Source organism: Microbulbifer sp. (assembly GCF_051659245.1).
Lineage (GTDB): Bacteria > Pseudomonadota > Gammaproteobacteria > Pseudomonadales > Cellvibrionaceae > Microbulbifer.
In genome coordinates this window covers 27220-48109 of record NZ_JBOFOC010000182.1, presented here as the reverse complement: position 1 = coordinate 48109, position 20890 = coordinate 27220, and the positions used below count along the sequence as shown (strand labels likewise).

The following is a 20890-nucleotide window of genomic DNA, read 5'->3' as shown; positions in this document are numbered from 1 at the left end:
TATCTCCATCGATCGCGGGCATGGCCCGCTCCTACAGGGGTAAAAATATTTTTATCGATCGCGGGCATGGCCCGCTCCTACAGGGGGTAAAAAATACCTTTGTAGGAGCGGGCCATGCCCGCGATCGATCTCGCCTAGAAATGCATACTCCACCCCAACGATGCACTCTGTACATCGAAGGAGGAGAAAAAGTCATCACTACCTACATCGGAGAATGCCTCCCACTCGGCGCGTATGGTCCAGCTGTTCTGGTGGCGGTAGCTGATACCGGCACCGTAGCCCCAGTGGAAGCCATTTTGGCTGTCTTCAAACGTTCCCGACGCAGGGACCTCGATAAGGATGAAGTCGTCTTCACCCTCCACAACCTCCTCTTCCGGAAGCGGCTGTGCGCGCAATTCAACAGCATCGACTCTCTGTTTGATTCTGGAATTCCAGAAACCTCCGCCCAGTTTGCCGAATAGACTGAATCCCTCGAAAAGTGGCCAGTGTCCGACCATAAATACATTACCCAAGCTTGTGCTTATTTCATTACGCTCGCGCCACTCGGGGAAAAATCCGATGGGAAACAACTGTACATTGGTCCTCTCTACGGCAACAGTGCCACTGGCGAGTCTCTGGTAGCTGCCTTCTACCGCCAGATAAGGGGTCCACCGCCAGCCGCTGTAAATTTTCCAGCCGCTTCCCGTTTCGCTGCAATTGCCGAGTCTTGCGGTTTGCTCGTCAGAGTTGAGGTTCTGGACAGTTTTCCCGCCGCCGGTGCAAAAACCACTCAGGCCTGTATCGCTGTAACTGACGCCGGCGTAACGGTGGGAATAGAAATCGGCCTGTGCCGGCGCGGCGAGCGCCAGGGCGGGTACCACTAACAGAAAGAGTTGCCTGTTCATGGCGTTACCTGCTGGGTTGTTGTGAATTATTCTTTATTTCTTTATTTTTCCTTGTAGGAGCGGACCATGGCCGCGATCAGCTTCGGATTTTGGCACAGGTCGATCGCGGGCATGGCCCGCTCCTACAGGGTAAAAGTATTACAGCTCTAATTCCGCGCGCAATTCCGCGAGCTTTTTCGCGTTCTCGGCCTTGGACAGAGGTTTCCCGGGATTCTGTTCCAGTTTCTCCTGTTGTGGTGGCGCCAGTTGTTCCCCTTCCAGCACCCGCGCACAGATCTTGCGGTAGTGCTCGGCGAACACCGGATAGGCCACGGATTCCGCGTTGTTGGCCAGGAAGAACCAGTTGGCCTCGCGCCCGGCGTGGTACACCGCCGGGTGGCTCCAGTTGTGGCTGGCCTTGGGGCTGGGAGCGTTGCAGGCCTCGCGGTAGGCGGCGCGGGGTTCCGGCAGGCCGTTTTCACCCGCCGCGCAGAGTGTGAGCATTTTGTGCACAGTGGGCAGGTATTCGCTTTGCTTAATCGCGCGCTTGGCGCCGGCAACTATTTCTTCTGGTGTAAAGGCGTCCAGCGATTCCAACCACAGGCGCTTGGCGTGGTGCAGTGTCTCCGTATCCGGAAAGGCGGCATTGAACTGGTTGTGGTAGCTGAGCTTTAGCAGCCCGAAGACCTCGTTGAGCGCGCGCTTCTTTTCACTGAGCTGTTCCTGCTGGGCGCTACCAGTTCGTGTCCGTGACGATGTCGAGGACTGACCTGTCGCGGGTGCGCTGGTTTGTCGAGTCAGCGGTGTTTTGTGGCTTGCCATATGCGTGTCCTATTGCCAGCTTGTTGCGCTCCGCCCACTGGTGGCGCGCGTGACGCACGAAGACGGCGTCCCAGCTCTTGCGCGCGGCCCCCTGGTCGCGCCAGTAGATGCGGAATTCCGGTACCAGGGAGAGGGCGAAGTCGCGGTCTATTTCACACTGGTTCACCAGGTGACTCAAGCAGTCCACCCCCGGCTGCCAGTTGCGCGTGATGGGCTTGGCCACCGGGTTCTTTTCGATCCCCTGGCAGTAGTAGGCCCACTCCTCGCGTGCGTATTCGATAAACAGCTCGCCCCAGCGGGCGCTGTGGCCGCCGCGCTCGAGCCATTTGTAGATAAACTCCGGCAGCAGCTCGGCGGCGAAGGCGGGGTTGATGGCCAGGCGCTGCAACTGCTCCCAGGTGTGCTCGCTGGGCTGCCAGTCGCGGCTCATGGCCACTGGCTTGGCCTTTTCGATAAAGGGCGTGTCCTGTTTTTCCCAGTCCCCCAGCACCCAGTCGTTGAACTCCAGCTCCCAGGAGATGGAGTGCTTGCCGCTGGAGCGGTGGTAGTCCACGAAGCGCTGCAGGCAGCGCTGCACGAAGGTGCTGGGCACGCCCTCGTCCGCCAGTTTGCGCAGGGTCTCCCCGTCCGGCTGCCAGCCCGGGGGCAATGGCTGCTTGCGCTGGGTGGTGGCGCGGTAGGTCTCCCACTTGCTCTTCACCTGTTTCAGGAACAGGGAGCCGAAGGAGTGGCGGGACTCGCCGCGCTCGCGCCAGTAGGTGACGAACTCCGGCAGCTGCTCGCGCACGAAGTGCTCCGGCACGCCCAACTGGGCGATGCGCGCCAGGGTTTCCCGGTCCGGCTGCCAACTGGGGGAGATAGTGTTGGCGCTGCGGCGGGCGGGGGTCTCGGCCGCGCGGCCGTCGCCGCCGCCGAGGGAGAACTTCAGGGTGTGGCTGCTGCCGTAGGGCGCCGCGCCCAGCAGCAGCGTGCCCTGGTTGCGCAGGCTGGTGGCCACCCGCTGGATATCCGCCGGCTCCCAGAAGGGCAGCAATTGCTGCAGTTGCTCGCCCTCGACGGTGTACCAGTCCCGCCCCGGGTGGGGCTCCACGGGCAGGAACGGCAGCAGGTCCCCCAGGGCGGTGAGCAATACCGCCTCCTCCAGGCCGAGGGTGGCGGCCAGGGTGGGGGAGATGCACAGGGGTCTTTCCGGGAGCAGGGGGTGTTTCATGGGCGGGATGATAACACCCTTGGGGACTCGGGACTCCCGGGACCGAGGAGCTCCAGCTCCGCATGCAGCCTCCAGGTCCGCCCGATCAATCCCCGGAAGCCGCTATCCGATAGGCACAGCGCCGCGCTCCCTCCAGCAAATACTCACACCGCTCCACCCTCGCTCCGTCCAGGCATTGGCGGAATACTTCCAGTTCAGAGCGGCAAAACCCCCGGCACTTGTGCGCCGCCGCGCAGATGGGGCAGTGGTTCTCCACCAGCAACCAGACACCGCGCTGCTCCCGCACCGCCTCGGCCATGTAGCCCTCGCGGCTGCGCAGCTCCGCCAGCTTCTTGACCTTGCCGCCAAGACTGGCGCAGGCCGCCAAAGCCCGCCGATAGTCTTCCAGGGATTCCTTCTCACGCTTGTCGATCAGAGCCTCCAGCCCCTCCTCGCCAAAGATCTGACGTACGTTATCGATCAGTTTCAGAGTCAAATCGCCGTGGCGATCCGGGAAGCGGCCCTGGGCTTTTTCCGTCAGTTTCCAGTAGCTGGAAGGGCGGCCCACCTTTTCCGCGCGGTCGAACCGCTCCAGCAGGCCATCGTCGGCAAGCTGTTTCAAATGTTGGCGGGTGCCCACCGGGGTGATGCCCAACTCGCCGGCGAGAAACTGCGCGGATTGGGGGCCGCGGGTCTTCAGCAGGTAGAGGATCTGCTCGCGACTGTTGTTGGAAGGGGTGGACATATCTAGCGCGCCGGTGATTGTTCTGTTATCGGCCAATCTTCCAGCGCCGGCCGGTGCAATGCAAACCGCGCCGCGCCAGCGAAGCACAGCAGTCCACCCAGCACCAGCGACCAGTGGCTGCCGATCAGCGCCACGCCGCTGCCGGCGAGGGCGATCACAAAGCTGGCCAGGCAGAAGTTGGCGGTGAGCAACCCCATAATCCGGCCCTGGCCGTAGCGCTCGAAGCGCTCGGACATCAGCGCGGGGAAGATGCCGTTCACCGTGGCGATACCGACGCCGATTAGCGCGAATACAAGGTAAACGCTTACTTTGCCTGCGAGCGGCAGCAGAATTAGCAGTGTGCCCAGGGCCAGGGTACCTTTCAGCACCAGGGAGTTGCCGCCGAAGCGCCGCTTCAGGGCGGGAATCGCCAGGGCGCTGGTGGCGATCATCAAGCCGGTAACTGTCACCGTATTCCAGGCGATCTGGTGGGGGGCAAAGCCGAATTTCTCCACCAGCCAGAAGGGGTAGAACTCGTAGAAGGCGTTGACTCCCAGGCAGAACAGCAGGTTGAACAGCGCCAGCGGCCAGATTGCCGATTCCTTCCACAGGCTCAGGGAGTTCTGCGCGCGGGCCAGTTCCAGCAGGTTGACTTTGCCGTCCGGCACGGGCCCGTCCGCATCAATGCTGATCTGTACAAGCAGCGCACAAAAAATAACCGCAAGCCCTCCGGCCCAGAAAACCACCTCCGTCCCCAGCGTCACCAGGTAGCCCCCGGACAGGGGCCCCAGCAGCCAACCGGCGTAGGAACAGGCCATGGCCAGAGACAGGGCGCGGGTGCGCTCAATGGTGGGATGCAGGTCGGCGGCAATGGCGCGGGCGATGGCGATATTGCCCTGACAGAGTCCGGTGAGGAAGCGGGCCAGCGCGAAGAGAATGAAGTTTTGCCAGATCAGCGCCAAGGCGGAGAGCGCATAGCCGATGGCAGCCAGCAGCAGGGTGAGAGTGAGTACCCGCTTGCGTCCGAAGTGATCGGAGAGGGCGCCCACAACGCTGCTGCCCAGCAGCAGCCCCAGCGGAAACAGCGCCAGCACCAGCCCCAGCAGCAGTTTGGGTGGAATTCCCATAAATTGGGTGAGGTTAGTGGCCGGGCTGTCCAGAAACAGAGGTGCCAGTATCGGGTAGGGCAGGGCGATGCCGGCAGTACCCACTAGGGTAACCAGCATCACCGCCACCAGAGTGGTTTTTGCGTTGGTGAGCGGCATGAGAGATAAAATAAGTAGTTTGTTTTTTTATTAAGGTAGCAGTAATGCGCCAATAAGAAAAGCAAATGCTTTTCTATTTTTGCGATAGCCAGTTTTGATACGACGCCGGCAGCGTGCCTTGGTGCAGGACAATGGCCGGTGAAGGAGGCGTGCTTTGTTGGGCTCGCGGTGTCAAAGCCGCCCCCCGGCGGCGACTTCCCCCACGCGCAGCAGCGGACGCGGATCTTCACTGCCGGTGAGGGCCGCCAGTTCGTTCGTGCCCAGCCATTCGGACAGTGGAAGGTCCAGCGCGCCGGCCAGCGCGGCCAGCAGGTGCAGCCAACTGCAGCCGTTGGCGAACAGCATACCCTCGGTATCCAGGGTGCCGCCGCGGTTGCGGTAGCCGAGCAGTAACGCGTTGCGCGGCAGCAGCCCGGCGAGGGCTTCGGGCCGGGTGTGGCTGGCGACCAGGGTGGCGCTTGCGTTTTCCGGGAACAGCTCCGCTGCGAGCGCGGCGTCCGCGCCGGCCTGCCGCTCCAGTTCGTCGCGGAAATGCCGGCGGAACCGCCCGGGTTCCAGCAGGCAGACCAGCGCGGCGTCGACGCCGTACTCCGACAGCCGCTGCCAGGCCAACTGGCATTGCTGCAGCTGGTAGGCGCCCACGGCCACCAGGCGCACTGGGGCGTCCGCGTTGCCGCGCAGGCGCAGGGCGCCGTCGCGGACCAGGCGCCGGGCCTGCTCTTGGTCCAACAGCACGGGCAATTTCCGTTTCGGCACCACCAGCGCGTGCAGTTCGCCGTGCCGCCGGTAGCAGTCCGCCAGTGCGGCCAGGGCGCTGTTGGCATCCACCGGGAAGCGCACCACGCTGGTGTCGGACATCTCGCCGAGCAGCGCCTCGCACAGGGTGGGGTCCTGGTGGGACTGTTCGTTCTTGCCGTTTTCCCAGGTGTGGGAGCTGAGCAGAAAGGGGATCGACAGCCACTGCGGCGGCGTTCCGGCCTCTTTCCGGTGGCGGGCAAAGATGATCTCCTGGCGCATGATGCCGAGCATCTTCACCGCGAAGGCCTCGTAGCTCACCACCAGGTTGATGCCGCCCTTGTTGCCCAGCGCCGCGCAGGCCACCGCCTCCTCGTTGAGGGCGGTGATCACCGCGCCGTCGATGGCCTCGTCGCTGCCGGCCTCCGGCTGGAAGACCCGGTGGCGGAAGTGCTCCAGCGTGCGGTAAAAGCGGTTGCTGCTCAGTTCGTCGGGGTTGCCCACGCGCACCCGCCACTCCGGGTTGGCGTCGGCGAGGGCAACGAAATAGCCGTCCAGCGCGGCCATCGGCGACTCATGGCTGCCGGCGGGATGCCAGTCCGGTTCGGGGGCGTGCTTCAGGGTGACGCTGCGCCTGTGCAACGGGTGGTCTTTTTCCAGCGCCCGGCCCTGCGCCGCGTGGGCGGTGAAATAGGGCAGCGAGCGGTGCAGGCTCTCCGTCTCCACATACAGTTTGGCGGCGGCGTCGGTAAATTCCCGGCGGGCGCTGCTGTCCTCCGCCGGGTTTCCCTGCAGCGGCAGCCCGTGGGCGCGGTTGGTGCCGGCGCCGGGAAAGCCGTAGCCTTTCGGCGCCTCGGCGATCACGTAGTGCAGCGGCACCGGATAGCCGCCAGAGCCGTTTGCCACTGCATCCGCACAGCTGAGCAGCCGCTCCTCCGCCTCCAGAATGGCCCAGGCGAAGGCGGCCGGATCCCTGCCATCGATCAGCAGCGGATCGAATCCGTTCAGGCGCAGGTGCGCCGCGAACCACTCCACGCCGCCCTGCTGGAACAGGGTCGAGCGCTGCTCGATGCGCCGTCCGTTGGCGATCATCACCGGAGTGACCAGTCCGCAATCCTCCGCGCGCCACCAGCGCGGCGCCCAGTCGCTGCCGCGCTGTTCCTCGAAGGCGCCGTCGCTGAGGAAGGCCACCAGCCGTTCCCCCGGCAGGGGCATATGCACATACTGCAATTCGGCGAAGCCCAGGTAGCCGCCCTCGGAAATGCCGCCCGCGGTGTTTACGTTCACATGGCTGCCCAGGGGCGAGGCGGGCCGGCCCCGGGCATCGATAGCGTAGGCGTAGAAATCGCGCACGAACTGCGTGAGTCCGGCATCGGTCCAGGCGTAACGGGCGGCGTGGGCCTCTTCCATATTGCCCACCAGCAGGTTGCAGGCGTCGATCGCGGCCACGCAGTGGCCCTGGCCCATCAGCCAGCTGCGGGTGATGCCGCAGAGCGCATTGGCCGCCAGGTAGCCGATATAGGCGGGCACCATGTTCAGCGAGCCGCCGGTGTGGCCCTGGGGGTCCGCCTTGAAATCCCCGGCGGCCAGGGTGCGGCCGTCGGCGTAGACCTGTTTTGCATAGGTCATGTGCACCACCAGCCACATGGCGGCGCGGGTCAGCCGGTCCGCCGCCGCCAGCAGGCGGAAGACTTCGGCCCTGTCGGCCACCGCGCCGCGCTGTTCCAGGTCGCAGGCCAGGCGGAACACCCTGACCTGGGTGTCGGCGCGATGCCGGATCAGTTCGATGCCCTCCGCCCAGGCGGCAAATTCCCGGTCGTGCCCGCGGTAACTGCGCGCCAGGCGCTCGTCCCGGTGCCGTTGATGGTTCTCGCGCGATGGTGTCGAATTCACGAGTCACCTCCCTGTAGTTGTTGTTCGGCGCTGCGCAGCAGTTCCCGCGCTTCGTCTGCGGGCAGCACGCGGATATCCGCGCCCGCGGTGCCGATGTCCGCCTCCCCCGAGTTCGCCGACGCGTTGGCCGCGGCATCCAGGGGAAAGCCGAGCGGTTTCAGCGGTGCCAGTATTTGCGCGCGCACCCGGGGCTGGTGCTCGCCGATGCCGCCGGAAAAGATCAGCGCGTCGGCGCCACCCAGTTCCGCGAGGTAGGCGCCGATATATTTGCGCACTCCCCGGCAGAAAATATCCACCGCCAGTTTTGCCTCGCTGTCGTCGCGGCCCAGCAGTGTGCGCATATCGTCGCTGCCCGCCAGGGCCGTCAGCCCCGCGCGGCGGTTCAGCATATCGTCGAGTGCTGCGGCTTCGAGCCCGGCTGTCTGTTGAAGGTAGAGCAGCAGCCCCGGGTCCAGGTCGCCGGCGCGCCGGCCCATCACCAGGCCCTCCAGCGGGGTGAAGCCCATGGAGGTGGCCAGTGGCTTGCCGTCTTTGATCGCCGCCGCGGAACAGCCGGCGCCCAGCTGCAGGGTGATCAGCCGCCCCCGGCTGCGCCCGGTGATTTCGCACCAGCGGCGCCACATGGCACCGTGCGCCAGGCCGTGGAAGCCGTAGCGGCGCAGCGCGTGTTCGGCGACTAGCTCCGCGGGCAGCGGGTAGCGCCGGGCGGCTTCCGGCAGGTCCGCGAAGAAGCCGCTGTCGGCAACGGCAATCTGTGTTGCCGAGGGATACAGGCGCAGGAATTCGCGCATCCATTGTAGCGCCGGGGGGTTGTGCAGCGGTGCCAGCGCCGCGGTGGACCCCAGTCGCTCGAGCAGCTTCCCGTCCAGCACCGCGCTGCGGGGGAGTATCGCACCGCCGTGCACATAGCGGTGGGCGATGCACAGCAATTGATCTTCGCGAATTCCCGAACCGGCGAGCAGTTCCGCGATCTCTTCCGGGTCCGCTTCCGGCAGCGGCCAGTTGCGATACAGCAGGCGCTTCCAAGTGCGGTTTTGCTCGCGGGCAAAGCCGGTTATTTTCAGCGATGAACTGCCGAGGTTGACCGCGAGCGCCTGCTGTCCGCGAAGAGGGTGGGCCATACCAGATTTATCTCCTGTGGCCGGGTATCCCGGTGTTCAGTGATTTCTTCTCATAGGATGGGCAAAGGAGCGCAGCGACGTGCCCATCTTCAGCCGCGCTGATGGGCACGCTGCGCTTTGCCCATCCTACAAATCACACATCGCTGCGGTTCAGGCGCAGCGCGTTGCCGATTACCGACACCGAGCTTGCGGCCATGGCGGCGGCCGCGATCATCGGCGATAGCAGTAGGCCGAAGGCCGGGTAGAGCACACCGGCGGCGATGGGCACGCCGGTGGCGTTGTAGACAAAGGCGAACACCAGGTTCTGTTTGATATTGCGCATGGTGGCGTGGGACAGGCGTTTGGCCCGGGCTATGCCGCGCAGATCGCCCTTGACCAGGGTGACTCCGGCGCTCTCCATGGCCACATCGGTGCCTGTGCCCATGGCGATGCCCACCTGGGCCTGGGCCAATGCCGGCGCGTCGTTGATGCCGTCGCCGGCCATGGCGACGATACGTCCCTCTCCCTGCAGGCGTTTGATGGACTCCGCCTTCTCGTTCGGCAGAACCTCCGCGAACACCTTGTCGATACCCAGCTTGCGCGCCACCGCCTCGGCGGTGGTGCGGCTGTCGCCGGTGATCATCACGATTTCCACTCCCTCGCTGTGCAAGAGGTCAATGGCTTCCGGGGTGGAGTCCTTGATCGGGTCGGCGACGCCCACCAGCCCGGCCGCCTCGTCGTCCACGGAGACGAACATTGCGGTCTGGCCCTCGGTGCGCAGGGATTCGGCGGTGCCCAGCAGGCCGTCGATATTTACCCCCAGGTCCTCCATCAGCGCTTTGTTGCCGAGCGCCACGGATTTTCCGTCCACGCGCCCGCGCACGCCCTTGCCGGTGATCGAGTCGAAATCCTCGGCCTTCGCCAGTTCGATATCTTTTTCCTCGGCGCCGCGCACTATGGCCGCGGCCAGGGGATGTTCGCTGCCGCGTTCCAGGGAGGCGGCCATGCGCAATAGCGACTCCTCGTCGAAATTCTCCGCGGGCTCGACGCTGACCAGCCGCGGTTTGCCTAAGGTCAGGGTGCCGGTCTTGTCCACCACCAGGGTATCTACCCGGCGCAGGGTCTCGATCGCCTCGGCGTTTTTGAACAGCACCCCGAGCCCGGCGCCCTTGCCGGTGGCCACCATGATCGACATGGGGGTGGCCAGGCCGAGGGCGCAGGGGCAGGCGATGATCAGCACCGCCACCGCGTTGATCATTGCATATGCGCTGCGGGGCTCCGGACCGATGGTGATCCAGACCGCAAAGCTGATCAGCGCGATGATCACGACCGCGGGTACAAAATACGCGGCTACCACATCCGCCAGGTTCTGGATGGGCGCGCGGGAACGCTGCGCCTCTGCCACCATTTGCACGATTTGCGACAGCAGGGTCTCGGTGCCCACCCGCTCCGCCTCGATGACCAGGCTGCCGGTGCTGTTGACGGTGGCGCCGATTACTTTTTCTCCCTCGGTCTTCTCCACTGGAATCGGCTCGCCGGTGATCATCGATTCGTCCACACTGGAGCGGCCCTCCAGCACTTTGCCGTCGATCGGTATTTTTTCGCCGGGGCGAACCCGCAGCTTGTCGCCGGCTTTTACCCGATCCAGGGAAACGTCTTCCTCGCTGCCGTCGTCGTTGATCCGCCGCGCGGTTTTCGGTGCCAGCTCCAGCAGCGCGCGGATGGCGGCGTTGGTTGCGCTGCGGGCCCTGAGTTCCAGCACCTGGCCGAGCAGTACCAGGGTGACGATCACTGCGGCAGCCTCGAAATAGACGCCGACCATGCCGCCCTCCTCACGAAAGGACTGCGGAAAGTAGTCGGGAAACAGCAGCGCAATCACACTGTAGAAATAGGCCACACTGACCCCGAGACCGATCAGCGTAAACATATTCAGCTGGCGGGTAATGACCGAGCGCACCCCGCGCACGAAGAAGGGCCAGCCGCCCCAGAGCACCACCGGCGTCGCGAAAATCATTTCCAGCCAGCCGCCGACCCCGGGCGGAATCCACTCGTGCAGCGGCAGGAAGGGGATGAACTTGGACATTGCCAGCAGCACCACCGGAACCGTGAGCAGGGCGCTGATCCAGAAGCGCCTGCGCATATCCTTCAGTTCCGGATTTTCCTCTTCGGCCGTTACGTTGCGCGGTTCCAGCGCCATCCCGCAGATAGGGCAGTCGCCGGGTTCGCTGCGCAGAATTTCCGGGTGCATGGGGCAGACCCATTCGGTCGCCCCGGCGGCGGGTGCCCTCGGCTCCAGTGCCATGCCGCATTTGGGGCAGCTGTCCGGGCCTTCCGATTCGACCTCCGGGTGCATCGGGCAGGTGTAGGTGGCGCTGTCCTCCCTATCGGAGCGGTGGCGGGAATCCTGTGCGGGAGAGTGCGAGTGTTGCGGCATAAGGGGGTTCCCCGGGATGTTTTACCGACGGCGGCCGTCGTGTGAAGAGTAATAGACTAGTCGCTGCGGTTGCTACAATTTGTTGAAGGCGTGGCATTGGTGCGACCGAACTCTGCGTCAAATTCCACATCTTCACAGGAGAGCGGCGATGCAGGTTGAAACCCTGAAGGATGTGTTGGTGTGGAACCGGGAGTTCCACAGGAATTTATCCGACTGTTTGCACCATTGCGCGCTCAACAATGAGAACTCCCGCGCCAAGATGCTGCTCGACTATCTGGCGCAGCACGAGCAGGAGCTTTCGCAGATAGTTTCCGGGTTCGTGGAAACCGCGGAAACAAGAGCACTGAATACCTGGTGCTACGACTACATGGAGAAGCATCCGATTCTGCACAGCGCGCACTGCGACGCGCCTTTCCAGGATCTCCAACCGGATGAAATCATGGGCGTTGTCACCGACCAGCACGAGCAGGTGATTGACCTCTACCGCTACCTCCATGCCAGGGCGGACATTGAAGCCACCCGCGAGCTGATGGAAGAGCTGGAATCGCTGGAGGAGCAGGCGGCCAGGCAGATAAGCCAGGGTGCCAACCGGATGCAGGAGATGTAGCTACCCTGCGGATCGAAACGATCGGTTTTCATTTTATAGAAAAGGGAGTTTCGAGATGAAATTACACGCCTGTAAATTCGGTATCGCTGCCGGAATCAGCTTCGGCATTGCCTGGCTGCTGTGCAGCCTGCTGGTGATGCTTCTCCCTGGCATGGCGATGAGTGTGTCCGGCGATATGCTGCACATGGATATCACGGATATGGGTTGGCATCTCACCGCCATGGGGGTCTTTATCGGCCTGATCGCCTGGGTGATTGTCGCGGGTTTTATCGGTTGGCTGCTGGCCTGGATATACAATCGGCTGGTCTGACCTTTGCGACGGCGGGACGATAATAATGACGGATTTAAACCTGATGCTGCGGCGGGACCCCGTTTGCCGCGCCATGGTGGCGGAAGATTCCCACCCCTGGACTCACCTCCATATCCGCTATGCATTCTGTTCGGAACACTGCCGGGAGCGCTTCAAAAAATGGCCTCACCTGTACGTCGGAGATCCCACCCACGGCCTGTCGGAGAAACAGCGGGGCAAGGTGGTGAGAAAATCCCACAGGATAAAACTGGTCGAACCGGTTGGCGGGCAGCGATTGTCTGAACTCAAGGAGGCGATAGAGTCTCTGATGGGGGTCGAAGCGGTGGAAATCAGCGGAGAAGAGATAGTGGTCGCCTACGACCTGATGCAGGTTTCCCTGAGCGATATCGAAGCGGTGATCGCTGCGGAAGCCGGCAACTTGAGCGACGGAATAGTGGACAGGATTCACCGGGCAATGATCCACTACAGTGAGGAGTGCGAGCTGGACAATCTGGCGCACTTGGCCAGTCATTACCGTCCTTGATCTCGCCAGCCGAGCATAAATTCCTAAAGCCGGTATTGTTGCATTGCCCCGTTCTTGTAGGAGCCTGCTTGCAGGCGAACGGCTACCGAGCTCCGTCCGATCTTCAGAGTCTATTTTTCTAGGAACTGTTTCATATCTCTACGCTCACGTTCATATTCCTCGTAGGGTTTATTTGCACGCTCCATGCACTCTTTGTGGCGTGATGGCGGCTCCTTGAGGCACTCATTACGCTGATGGATGCGTATATTGTCATATATCGCTCTATTACTGCACGCTGCGATCGCCAGAGACAATAATATAATCGGTAATCTTTTCATGGCCGGCAGCCACCATTTTTTTCAAAGTAACGAACCAATAGCAGCATGGCGTTACGCGTGTCGTACTGTTCACCATGTTCCTGCATGAAGCGGATAATGGCCGGCACATCGAATACCTCTTTGGGTTCTCCGCAATACAGCTTCTCCAGATAGTTTGTCTCTTCATCGAGTGTCGCGAGCAGATCCAGTGCTCCACCGACATAGGCCTGAAGGACAGGATGATCGCTGCACGCACCGGAGGACGACTCACAGATTTTGGAAAACTGCTCCATAGTAAGCGCGGACGCACAGGCTGCCTGAAATGAAAAAAGCGCCAGAATAGCGGTGGTGAGTAATCGAACAGTCATAGACATATCCTTCTTGATAAAATTATCGTAAAACGATAATTTATTAACTTTAAACAGCTATGTCAAGGAGAGGGATACATGGCCCGACACTTTTCCCTGTTAATCGCCCGGGGCTGCCTGGCGATACTTGTTCTTGCCCCTGTGATCGCCTTGTTCTTCTTTATCGATATTGATGCTTTCGCCGCCATGGCCAAGCGTAGTCTGAGCCTGCCGATACAATGGCAGACGGTCTCCACGGAGCAATGGTACGGCTTGTGGTTGTTGACCATGGTCTACCTTTCCGTTGGCCTGGCTGGCCTCTATTTTCTGCACCGCGCATTCACCAACTTCGCCAGGGGGGAGTTCTTCAACCCGAGCAATAGCCGCGATCTGCGGCTGTTCTCGATCTTCCTGTTTGCACAGGCACTTGCCAAGCCGCTGCATTTCGCTCTTTCCAGTTTACTGTTATCGATGAATCATCCTGCTGACCAGAAGATGCTCTCAATTTCGTTGGGTGGCAGTGAAGTCAAGGTGATCGCATTGGCCATGATTCTGTGGGTAACGAGCGATCTACTGGTAAAGGGCGGTAAACTCGAAACCGAAAACAGGCAGTTCGTCTAGAGGTTTCCTGTGTCTATTGTCGTTAACTTGGATGTCATGCTGGCCAAACGGAAAGTTCGCGGCAAAGAACTGGCCGCTCAAATCGGTATTACCGAACAAAACTTGTCGTTACTGCGTACGGGCAAAGTCAAGGGCGTGCGCTTCTCAACACTTGAGCAGATTTGTCAGGTATTGGAGTGCCAGCCAGGGGATATCCTTGAATATGTCCCCGATGGATTCAGCTCTGAGGATTAGGCAACCTCGCGAGGATTTTTCTTTCTTTTTTATTCAGGCGTCGGGCGGCGGTGTAAATACCAGGCCTTCTGCTTCCAGGGTCGCCTGCAATTGGGCTTCGCGGGCCAGGGCGCGATTGACGGCGGGGCGTTCTTCCATGCGGCGGGCGTGATCGTCGAAGCGGGGGAAATGGCTGCTATCGTAATTGGCCCCGACAACCCGCCAGTGGATCCAGTATAGGTAGGCATCCATGGCACTCCACTGTTCTCCGTACCACCAGGGGCCCTGTGTCAGGCGCTTATGATTTGCACCCGAGTATAAAGGATTCGGATCGCGTCGGGCATGGGTATTGCGGACAGTACGACCAGCCCGGATATATTGCCGTGGCCGACCAGTTGGTCGAACTGATTGTCTCCAGCCTGATTCACTCCACTGTACCTTCCGATACCGTTCCCGCAAACAACTGGGTGAAGAGCTTACTGGACCGCCATATCAGCCGGGCACTGGCGGCAATCCACAGGGAGCCGCAACGGGCCTGGTCCCTTTTGAGAAGTGGGTTCAATTATAGTGTAAGGCCCGTTTCACCAGTTCATATTCATTGCCGTCGTGCACAAAGCCCACTGTCAGCGCCTCCGGTGTTTCCAGGGGGGGATAGCGGCCGAACAAGCGTTCCAGATCGCTTTCCGGCTCAAAGCTGATCAGCGAACGACGATCCTCGCCGAAACGATCGCACAGCGCCTCCAGGATTTCGGTAACGGAGCGATGCAGGACCGGTAGCTGCCAGACACGGTTGGCCGATTCGGGGTCCAGCGCCACCGCGTGCAGCAGGTTCTGGACACAGCAGCCCACCGACATCCACCAGGCGGTGGCTTCGGCGGAAACCGGGCAGGTATAGGGCCGGTCATTCGCCACCGCGTGCATCAGCTCACTCATAAATGCCGATCGCAAACCGGTAGGCTGGAGCGGACGGGCGACGATACCCGGCAAGCGCAGGGCGCGCCCATCGATCTCGCCACGCCGGGCCAGGTCATTGATTGCCGTCTCAATCATCAGTTTGTGAGCGCCATAGGACAGTTCCGGACGGGGTGGATGATGCTCATTCATAGCCGGAGGCAAGTTACCGCCGTACACGGCAGCGCTGCTGGCATACACCAATACCGGTGCCCCGGGCTGGCTTCTTAGCTGGTTGAGCAACTCCAGCGTGGCCATCAGATTGACTTCATGGCCCAGTGCATATTGTCGCTCGGCCAGCCCTCCCGGAATACTGGCCAGGTGGAACACCACATCGAGGCTATCAGCCAGGATCCGACGCAGCAGAGCTTTATTGGCGAGGCTCCCGACGTGACAACACAGCGCCGCATGCCCGGAAAAGTGCGACAGATCCCGATCCAGCAGTAACAGTTGCGATATCGGGCGCCCACCGATGGCCATACTGGACTGCAGTTTGCCAACCAGGGCCCGGCCTACGTAGCCGTTGGCGCCAATAACTAAAACCCGCAATGCGCTACCTCGCTTCAGTCAGGACCAAACGTATTAGAACCGATCCAGGCCCCTGGCCATGGTAACCGCCCCCTTGTACAGGGCCTTGACCCGCCGGGTGTAGGGTTACGCACAGGATCTAAAAGCCGCGCCCGTGAGGGCGCGGACAAGACGTAACAGATTAAAAGTTGTACTGAATATTGGCGCCATAGGTACGCGGTGCCATGAGTGTCGAGAACATCAAATCAGTGAACGGCGCGATAAAGCCACTGGAAGTAGTGGCCTCGTTCTCCAGATTCCTGCCCCAGATGGCCGCATTCCATTGGCCGGAGGGCGAGGTGTAGTTCAGGTACATATCGGTCCGGGTATAACCATCGGTGAGCTGTGAAGGCAGGTAATCGATGCCGGTATAGGTTTCATCGGATACCTTGGTGCGCAGCGTAAATGCCAGCTCACCGTTTTCACGCAGATCGAAGATATGCTCGTAAGCAAGCGTGAACGACCATTCAGGCGCACGGATCGCGTCCTTGCCGCTACAGTCGATGACATAGTCGGACGTTCCGGTTACCGGAGAGAAATCACAGCCGGTGTTGGGTGCGCCTGTGGGAGAGAAGGCAGTGAAGCTGAACTCGTCGAACGTAGCATCCAGCAGTTGCGCATTCAAAGTCAGAAGGTCCACCTCAGTCAGCAGATAGTCTACCTCAAGGTCCAAACCTTTCATGGTTGCCTGCCCGACATTCTCGGTGAAGAAGGTTGCATAACCTCCAGGGCTGTCCGCCAGGTGGGATTCCTGATGGTCCTCGTAGTCCCAGTAGAACAGCTCAGCGTTGACCCTCAGTGCACCGTCCAGCCAGGTATTCTTGCTGCCCAGGGAGTAGGCGGTGATGGTTTCCGGGTCGTAGAAATTGCCAAATTGCTCCTGCTCCGCATAGTAGCCGCCGGCCTTGAAGCCGGTGCTGACGGTAAAATACGCGAAGTTATCGTCGTCGAAATCGTATTCCAGCCCCAGCTTCCAGGTGACCTCATCGTCATCCACGCCCGTGCCTTGCAGGTCAAAAACCGCCTGGTCGGCAAAGGGCGGGAATGGCCCCGTGGGTGCGGCGACAATGGCATTGCCCGCCATGGTCTTTTCTTCCTGGGTGTAGCGGGCGCCCAGCTTGAACCCCAGCTTGTCGGTCAGGGCATAGGTGCCTTCGGCAAAAATCGCCGTTGTCTCCGTGCCGAGATCGAGATCGAGCAGAGAGGAGTTCACCGTCTGGAGACCAAAGGTGTTGATCTGATTTAAAACGGGGAGGTCCTGGAAGAAGAACCCATCATTGATGGTATTTTCATCGAAGTAAAACAGTCCGGTTACCCAATCCAGGTTGCCTGAATTGTGGGCCCAACGGAATTCGAGTGAAGTCTGATCGGAGTCGGTTACGCTATCGATCAGCAAACCGGGCACGTAGTTCTGGGTGCCAACTTCGCTTTCCCGGTAGGCGGGAATCAGAGTAAAGGTACCCATATCCGTATGCCAGTTGAACTCGGCAACAATGCTACCGGCATCCATCTCGAACCCGGGCTCGGGAGAGAGAGCCGTGCCCTGGGCCAGCGCCCCCCGTGTGAAGATGCCAAATGGGCCGCGGGGCACGGTGAGCGCCTGCTCGACGGCATCTGACAGAGCGCCGGCGCTCCAGGGGTCATCGCTGTCGAGAAACTCACCGCTGACCTCGCTGCTGGGCCCGGAAATTGTAGCCCCTGGACCAGTGCGATCCACGCGCTGGATGTCGGCGATCACCAATGCAGAAAAATCGTCACTGTCGTACAGACTGGACAGGCGAAAGCTGGTGGAGTCAGCGTCGTCGGTACCGTCATCAAAATAACCGTCGCGATCGATTTTCTGAGCGGCGGCTCGCATGGCAAAGACATCATTCACGGGAATGTTGACCGCCGCATCGATCCGCTTCAGGTCATAATTACCGGCCTCGGTGGTGATATACCCCCCCATATCGCCGCCAATGTCGGGGCGGCGGCTGATCAGGTTGATGGCCCCACCGGTGGAATTGCGACCGTACAGGGTGCCCTGAGGTCCTTTCAGAACCTCAATGCGCTCCAGGTCGTAAAACAGACCTTCGTAGGTATCGGTGCGGGAGACATAGACCCCGTCCACGTTGAACGATACGGCATTTTCGGCAAAGGCATTGGCGGCGAAGGTTCCAACCCCGCGCACATAAAACTGCATCATGCCGCCGCCCATACTGGCTTGGAGGCTTGGCGTAGCGACATTGAGATCTTCGGGGGAATCCACCCCCATTTGTTCCAGTTTGTCGCCGGAAACGGCGGTGATAGCTGCCGCAGTGTCCTGGATACTGGCCTCCTTGCGCTCGGCGGTGATCACGACTTCCTCAATCTCACGCGTGGCGGCGCTGGCCGTCAGCGGTGCGGCGGCAGTCAGGATGGCGAGTGCGATGGTGTTGCGTCTTGTAAAGGGATTGTTTTTCATCATTGCTGTTCTCCGTCACGCCTGTGCTCGATGACGTATCGCATGGCGGGCGCCAGATGATACACGTCCGCGGCCAGTGTCAGGTCGCTCGACACCAGGACCAGGCAGCCATCCGGCGTAGGGTTGGTTTCATTATCATTATCGGTAACCTCTCCCGCCTGCAGGCTGGCGCCGGCAAGCGGTGGATGTTGTTACAGCCGACACTCTCCGGCATCGAGAAACAGGCTACGTCGAAAATACCCTGCTTAAAAATCACTTATTGCGATGAGATGTATTCACAATCACGATACATTAGGCATGGACGAGGCCATTAGTTTTCGGAGGGCGCCCGCGGGCGCTGGTATTTCAATGTGGCGGTGGAGGTCCAGCTGCAGCCTGGCTGCGGCAAGGTCGCTACATCGACTTTGGGTCTCAAGGACGTCGCTCCCACCACTGACCTGGCCCTGAAGCTGGAGACCGGCCGTTGGTACCGGGACGCGGCCAGGAACATTATCGCGCTTGGGAATGAGCGTCTCGCCGGAGGAATCCCCTCCCTTTAGGAAGGGGGGGCGTCAACCATCCCCTTACCTATTGATTTTCCTCTGCGTACATGGCCTCGATCTTACGCCGCACCCGCACCGCCGCCACATCCTGAGGCAGTGATACCGGCTTGAGGCTGAAAAGATCGCTCGTGCCCATCATTTTTTGCTGCGCTTCAAGTATCGGTTTGTCCTCGCCCAGGAACTGGTTGGCAATAATTTCCTTTAACACCTGGTCTATCGCTGGATCATCAACCTGGAACCGGCGGGCATTGGCAAAGAAATAATGGGTAGTGGTCGCCGTTTCGGGCGTCATGATATGAAACGAGGTGGAATCGATACCCTCTTCACGAGGGCGGCCCGTCGGGGTGGCGCCCACCCTGAGCGACATATTCCCGGGTGCATTCCATTTCACCTCAAGCCACTGATCCGCTGGCGCTTCCGGGTCTGGCAATTGGCGGGCCAAAGCGGGAATTGCCTTCTCGCCAACAATCCACCAATGTGCGAAAACCGCCTCGCCTTCTTCCCAGACCTTTGGCAGGGTTTTGGTCATACTGCCGTTTCCCAGGGACCCCGCATGCACATAATCTGCATGAGTCAGATCGAGGATATTGTCCGTCAGGAGTTGATAGTTGGCTTCAGCGCGCATGTAATCCTGAACAACGCCGGTGTCTTGGATGTCGTCCATTATCGAGTAATCCGGAATCAGGGAGGTGTCGGCCTTATCCTTGTCACCCAGCCAGATCCAGACACCGCGGTGACGTTCCGCAACGCCGTACCCGGGCACCCTTGCCGCTCGGGCAATTCTGCCATTACCGTGAGGGTTGTGGACACACTTCCCATCGGCACCAAATCTGAGTCCGTGATAGGGGCACTCGATGACATCGCCTACAACCTTCCCCATGTGCAGCGGCGCAAAACGGTGCGGGCAGCGATCACCGATGGCGCACAGTTCACCGTTCGATTGGCGGAAAATGACAACGGGCTGCTCGGCGATTACCCGCCCCAGAGGCTTGTCGCGCACCTCATAATCCCAGGCCGCCAAATACCACGCATTTTTCAGGTAAGACATATTCTCCACCTTTTTATTATGCATTTCGGCCAGTGTAGACACCGCAGCTTTACGCCGTTATGCTCTTTTTTACTTTATTTCGGCTAAATACTCTCAACTATTTATCCTCTTGGTTATGGATCTCCTCGGTGATGTGCTGCGCTCCCTGAGTGTTTTTTCCCATTCGATGGGGACTTTCTCCCTGGCGGGGCCCTGGAGTTTGCTGATGCCGGTATTTCCACCGGGATTCACCTATGTTTTCTCGGTGACCCAAGGCAACTTCTGGCTCAACATTGACAACGGTACGCCAGTAAAACTCGAATCCGGTGATTTCGTGTTACTGACGGGAGGAAAGTCCTTTCAATTCGGTTCAGACCCGGGCCTGCCGCCGACCGACTTCGTGCCAGCCTGGCTGCAACAGGGCCTGCCCCATGTTGGAGAGGTGCGCAACGAGCCCATTCACTTCAAATGGGGTAGCGGCTCCCCCGACACACAATTGTTCACCATGCTGTTTACCATTCAGGAGCCGGCACAGCATCCGCTACTTGCGCTACTGCCGACTGTCATCCCGATAAAGCGCGGCTCCTGTGACCTGGATATCTGGATGGATGCGGCCATGCGCTTCTGTGAGCGGGAATCACTCGAGGGGTCGCCGGGTTTTAGCGCGACGTCGCTGCACCTGACAGAACTCATTTTCTCCAGCTTTGTGCGCGCTCACCTGAACACGGAAAAATCACTGACACCAAGCTGGCTGAAGGGGCTGTCGGACCGGCGCATCGGCCAGGCACTGGCCATCATGCATCTGCGTTGCGACGAACACTGGACAGCGTCACTGCTGGCAGACGAAGTCGGCATGGCGCGCTCCAGCTTTGCCCGCGCCTTTCGTCACCTGGTGGGCCAGTCGCCCATGGAATATCTGGTGGATTGCCGCATCCAGCTTGCGGCCCGCTACCTGCTGGAACGGCAATTGTCGGTCAGCGACATTTCGGAGGCCGTGGGCTATCGATCCGAGCGTGCCTTTCGGCAGGCGTTTCGTCTGCGATTTGGTATGGCGCCACGGGACTATGTGAAAGTGCACCGCGACACCTGATAGGGTATTTTCTGGTACCAGGTCACTTGTGGGGGCTAAGGACTTACAGGTCGATCACCAACTCCTTACTCCTGGCCCGGGAGCAGCACAAGGTCATCTGGTCGTTTTTGGTATGCTCGTATTCGCTCATGAAGAAGTCCCGGTGCTCAGGCTCGCCCTCGAGCACCGGTACCATGCAGGTGCCGCAGATGCCCTGCTCGCAGGACAGCGGTACGTCGACACCGTTGCCGAGCAGGACTTCGGCGATGGTCTTGTCCGCCGGAATCACGAACTTCGCACCGCTGCTGGCCAAGCGCACCACAAAGCTCAAAGGAAAAGATACTGTCCG

At 60.7% G+C, this 20890-nt stretch carries 21 protein-coding genes; 7 read left to right on the top strand and 14 right to left on the bottom strand.

All coding sequences use genetic code 11. The features are described from left to right. Window positions 1-134: 134 nt before the first annotated feature. From ACRC0P_RS17305 to ACRC0P_RS17270, 8 genes are all read right to left on the bottom strand, one after another. Window positions 135-884, bottom strand: a complete 750-nt coding sequence (locus tag ACRC0P_RS17305) for an outer membrane protein (protein ID WP_438632548.1) — start codon at window positions 882-884, stop codon at window positions 135-137. 138 nt (window positions 885-1022) lie between these two features. Continuing rightward, the gene (locus tag ACRC0P_RS17300) at window positions 1023-1685 is read right to left on the bottom strand and encodes a replication protein P (RefSeq protein ID WP_438632547.1); all 663 of its coding nucleotides are present in this window, start codon (window positions 1683-1685) and stop codon (window positions 1023-1025) included. Next, window positions 1597-2895: a DnaT-like ssDNA-binding domain-containing protein gene (locus tag ACRC0P_RS17295; RefSeq protein WP_438632546.1), complete on the bottom strand. Its 1299-nt coding sequence runs from the start codon at window positions 2893-2895 to the stop codon at window positions 1597-1599. The genes ACRC0P_RS17300 and ACRC0P_RS17295 overlap by 89 nt, the downstream gene beginning before the upstream one ends. An 85-nt stretch (window positions 2896-2980) precedes the next feature. Next, window positions 2981-3619 (bottom strand): helix-turn-helix transcriptional regulator, encoded by a 639-nt coding sequence (locus ACRC0P_RS17290; protein WP_438632545.1) that lies wholly within the window; start codon window positions 3617-3619, stop codon window positions 2981-2983. 2 nt (window positions 3620-3621) lie between these two features. Beyond that, window positions 3622-4824 carry an MFS transporter gene (locus ACRC0P_RS17285; RefSeq protein WP_438632544.1) on the bottom strand — a complete coding sequence of 401 codons (1203 nt, stop codon included), beginning with the start codon at window positions 4822-4824 and terminating at the stop codon, window positions 3622-3624. A gap of 210 nt (window positions 4825-5034) precedes the next feature. Then, window positions 5035-7491 carry a hypothetical protein gene (locus tag ACRC0P_RS17280; RefSeq protein WP_438632543.1) on the bottom strand — a complete coding sequence of 819 codons (2457 nt, stop codon included), beginning with the start codon at window positions 7489-7491 and terminating at the stop codon, window positions 5035-5037. Next, window positions 7488-8612 (bottom strand): acetate/propionate family kinase, encoded by a 1125-nt coding sequence (locus tag ACRC0P_RS17275; protein WP_438632542.1) that lies wholly within the window; start codon window positions 8610-8612, stop codon window positions 7488-7490. The genes ACRC0P_RS17280 and ACRC0P_RS17275 overlap by 4 nt, the downstream gene beginning before the upstream one ends. A gap of 133 nt (window positions 8613-8745) precedes the next feature. Further along, window positions 8746-11025 (bottom strand): copper-transporting P-type ATPase, encoded by a 2280-nt coding sequence (locus ACRC0P_RS17270; RefSeq protein ID WP_438632541.1) that lies wholly within the window; start codon window positions 11023-11025, stop codon window positions 8746-8748. A gap of 148 nt (window positions 11026-11173) precedes the next feature. On the opposite strand from ACRC0P_RS17270, the gene ACRC0P_RS17265 reads away from it, so the two are divergent. The 3 genes from ACRC0P_RS17265 to ACRC0P_RS17255 are packed head-to-tail and all read left to right on the top strand — an operon-like array spanning window position 11174 to window position 12465. Beyond that, a complete protein-coding gene (locus ACRC0P_RS17265; protein WP_438632540.1) occupies window positions 11174-11632 on the top strand; it encodes an ATPase in 459 nt (152 codons plus the stop codon). A 55-nt stretch (window positions 11633-11687) separates the two neighbouring features. Further along, the gene (locus ACRC0P_RS17260) at window positions 11688-11942 is read left to right on the top strand and encodes a DUF5676 family membrane protein (RefSeq protein WP_438632539.1); all 255 of its coding nucleotides are present in this window, start codon (window positions 11688-11690) and stop codon (window positions 11940-11942) included. Between the two features lie 25 nt (window positions 11943-11967). Further along, window positions 11968-12465 carry a hypothetical protein gene (locus ACRC0P_RS17255; protein ID WP_438632538.1) on the top strand — a complete coding sequence of 166 codons (498 nt, stop codon included), beginning with the start codon at window positions 11968-11970 and terminating at the stop codon, window positions 12463-12465. Window positions 12466-12778: 313 nt separating this feature from the next. Here the strand turns inward: ACRC0P_RS17255 and ACRC0P_RS17250 are convergent, their stop codons facing one another. Next, the gene (locus ACRC0P_RS17250; RefSeq protein WP_438632537.1) at window positions 12779-13129 is read right to left on the bottom strand and encodes a hypothetical protein; all 351 of its coding nucleotides are present in this window, start codon (window positions 13127-13129) and stop codon (window positions 12779-12781) included. A gap of 78 nt (window positions 13130-13207) precedes the next feature. Between ACRC0P_RS17250 and ACRC0P_RS17245 the strand changes: the two genes are divergently transcribed. After that, complete coding sequence (locus ACRC0P_RS17245) at window positions 13208-13729, top strand: DUF2975 domain-containing protein (RefSeq protein WP_438632536.1); 522 nt, start codon at window positions 13208-13210, stop codon at window positions 13727-13729. 9 nt (window positions 13730-13738) lie between these two features. Then, window positions 13739-13963 (top strand): helix-turn-helix domain-containing protein, encoded by a 225-nt coding sequence (locus tag ACRC0P_RS17240; protein ID WP_438632535.1) that lies wholly within the window; start codon window positions 13739-13741, stop codon window positions 13961-13963. A 33-nt stretch (window positions 13964-13996) separates the two neighbouring features. Here the strand turns inward: ACRC0P_RS17240 and ACRC0P_RS17235 are convergent, their stop codons facing one another. From ACRC0P_RS17235 to ACRC0P_RS17225, 3 genes are all read right to left on the bottom strand, one after another. Continuing rightward, the gene (locus tag ACRC0P_RS17235) at window positions 13997-14194 is read right to left on the bottom strand and encodes a hypothetical protein (RefSeq protein WP_438632534.1); all 198 of its coding nucleotides are present in this window, start codon (window positions 14192-14194) and stop codon (window positions 13997-13999) included. 306 nt (window positions 14195-14500) lie between these two features. Next, window positions 14501-15442, bottom strand: coding sequence for an NAD-dependent epimerase/dehydratase family protein (locus ACRC0P_RS17230; protein WP_438632533.1), 942 nt, complete (start codon window positions 15440-15442; stop codon window positions 14501-14503). 160 nt (window positions 15443-15602) lie between these two features. Next, window positions 15603-17906 (bottom strand): TonB-dependent receptor, encoded by a 2304-nt coding sequence (locus tag ACRC0P_RS17225; RefSeq protein ID WP_438632532.1) that lies wholly within the window; start codon window positions 17904-17906, stop codon window positions 15603-15605. A gap of 347 nt (window positions 17907-18253) precedes the next feature. On the opposite strand from ACRC0P_RS17225, the gene ACRC0P_RS17220 reads away from it, so the two are divergent. Next, window positions 18254-18442, top strand: coding sequence for a hypothetical protein (locus tag ACRC0P_RS17220; protein WP_438632531.1), 189 nt, complete (start codon window positions 18254-18256; stop codon window positions 18440-18442). A 28-nt stretch (window positions 18443-18470) separates the two neighbouring features. On the opposite strand, the gene ACRC0P_RS17215 is transcribed toward ACRC0P_RS17220, so the two are convergent. Continuing rightward, a complete protein-coding gene (locus ACRC0P_RS17215; RefSeq protein WP_438632530.1) occupies window positions 18471-19493 on the bottom strand; it encodes a Rieske 2Fe-2S domain-containing protein in 1023 nt (340 codons plus the stop codon). A 115-nt stretch (window positions 19494-19608) separates the two neighbouring features. Between ACRC0P_RS17215 and ACRC0P_RS17210 the strand changes: the two genes are divergently transcribed. Continuing rightward, a complete protein-coding gene (locus ACRC0P_RS17210) occupies window positions 19609-20562 on the top strand; it encodes an AraC family transcriptional regulator (protein ID WP_438632550.1) in 954 nt (317 codons plus the stop codon). Window positions 20563-20605: 43 nt separating this feature from the next. On the opposite strand, the gene ACRC0P_RS17205 is transcribed toward ACRC0P_RS17210, so the two are convergent. Then, window positions 20606-20860, bottom strand: a complete 255-nt coding sequence (locus ACRC0P_RS17205; RefSeq protein ID WP_438632529.1) for a 2Fe-2S iron-sulfur cluster-binding protein — start codon at window positions 20858-20860, stop codon at window positions 20606-20608. Window positions 20861-20890: the final 30 nt, after the last annotated feature.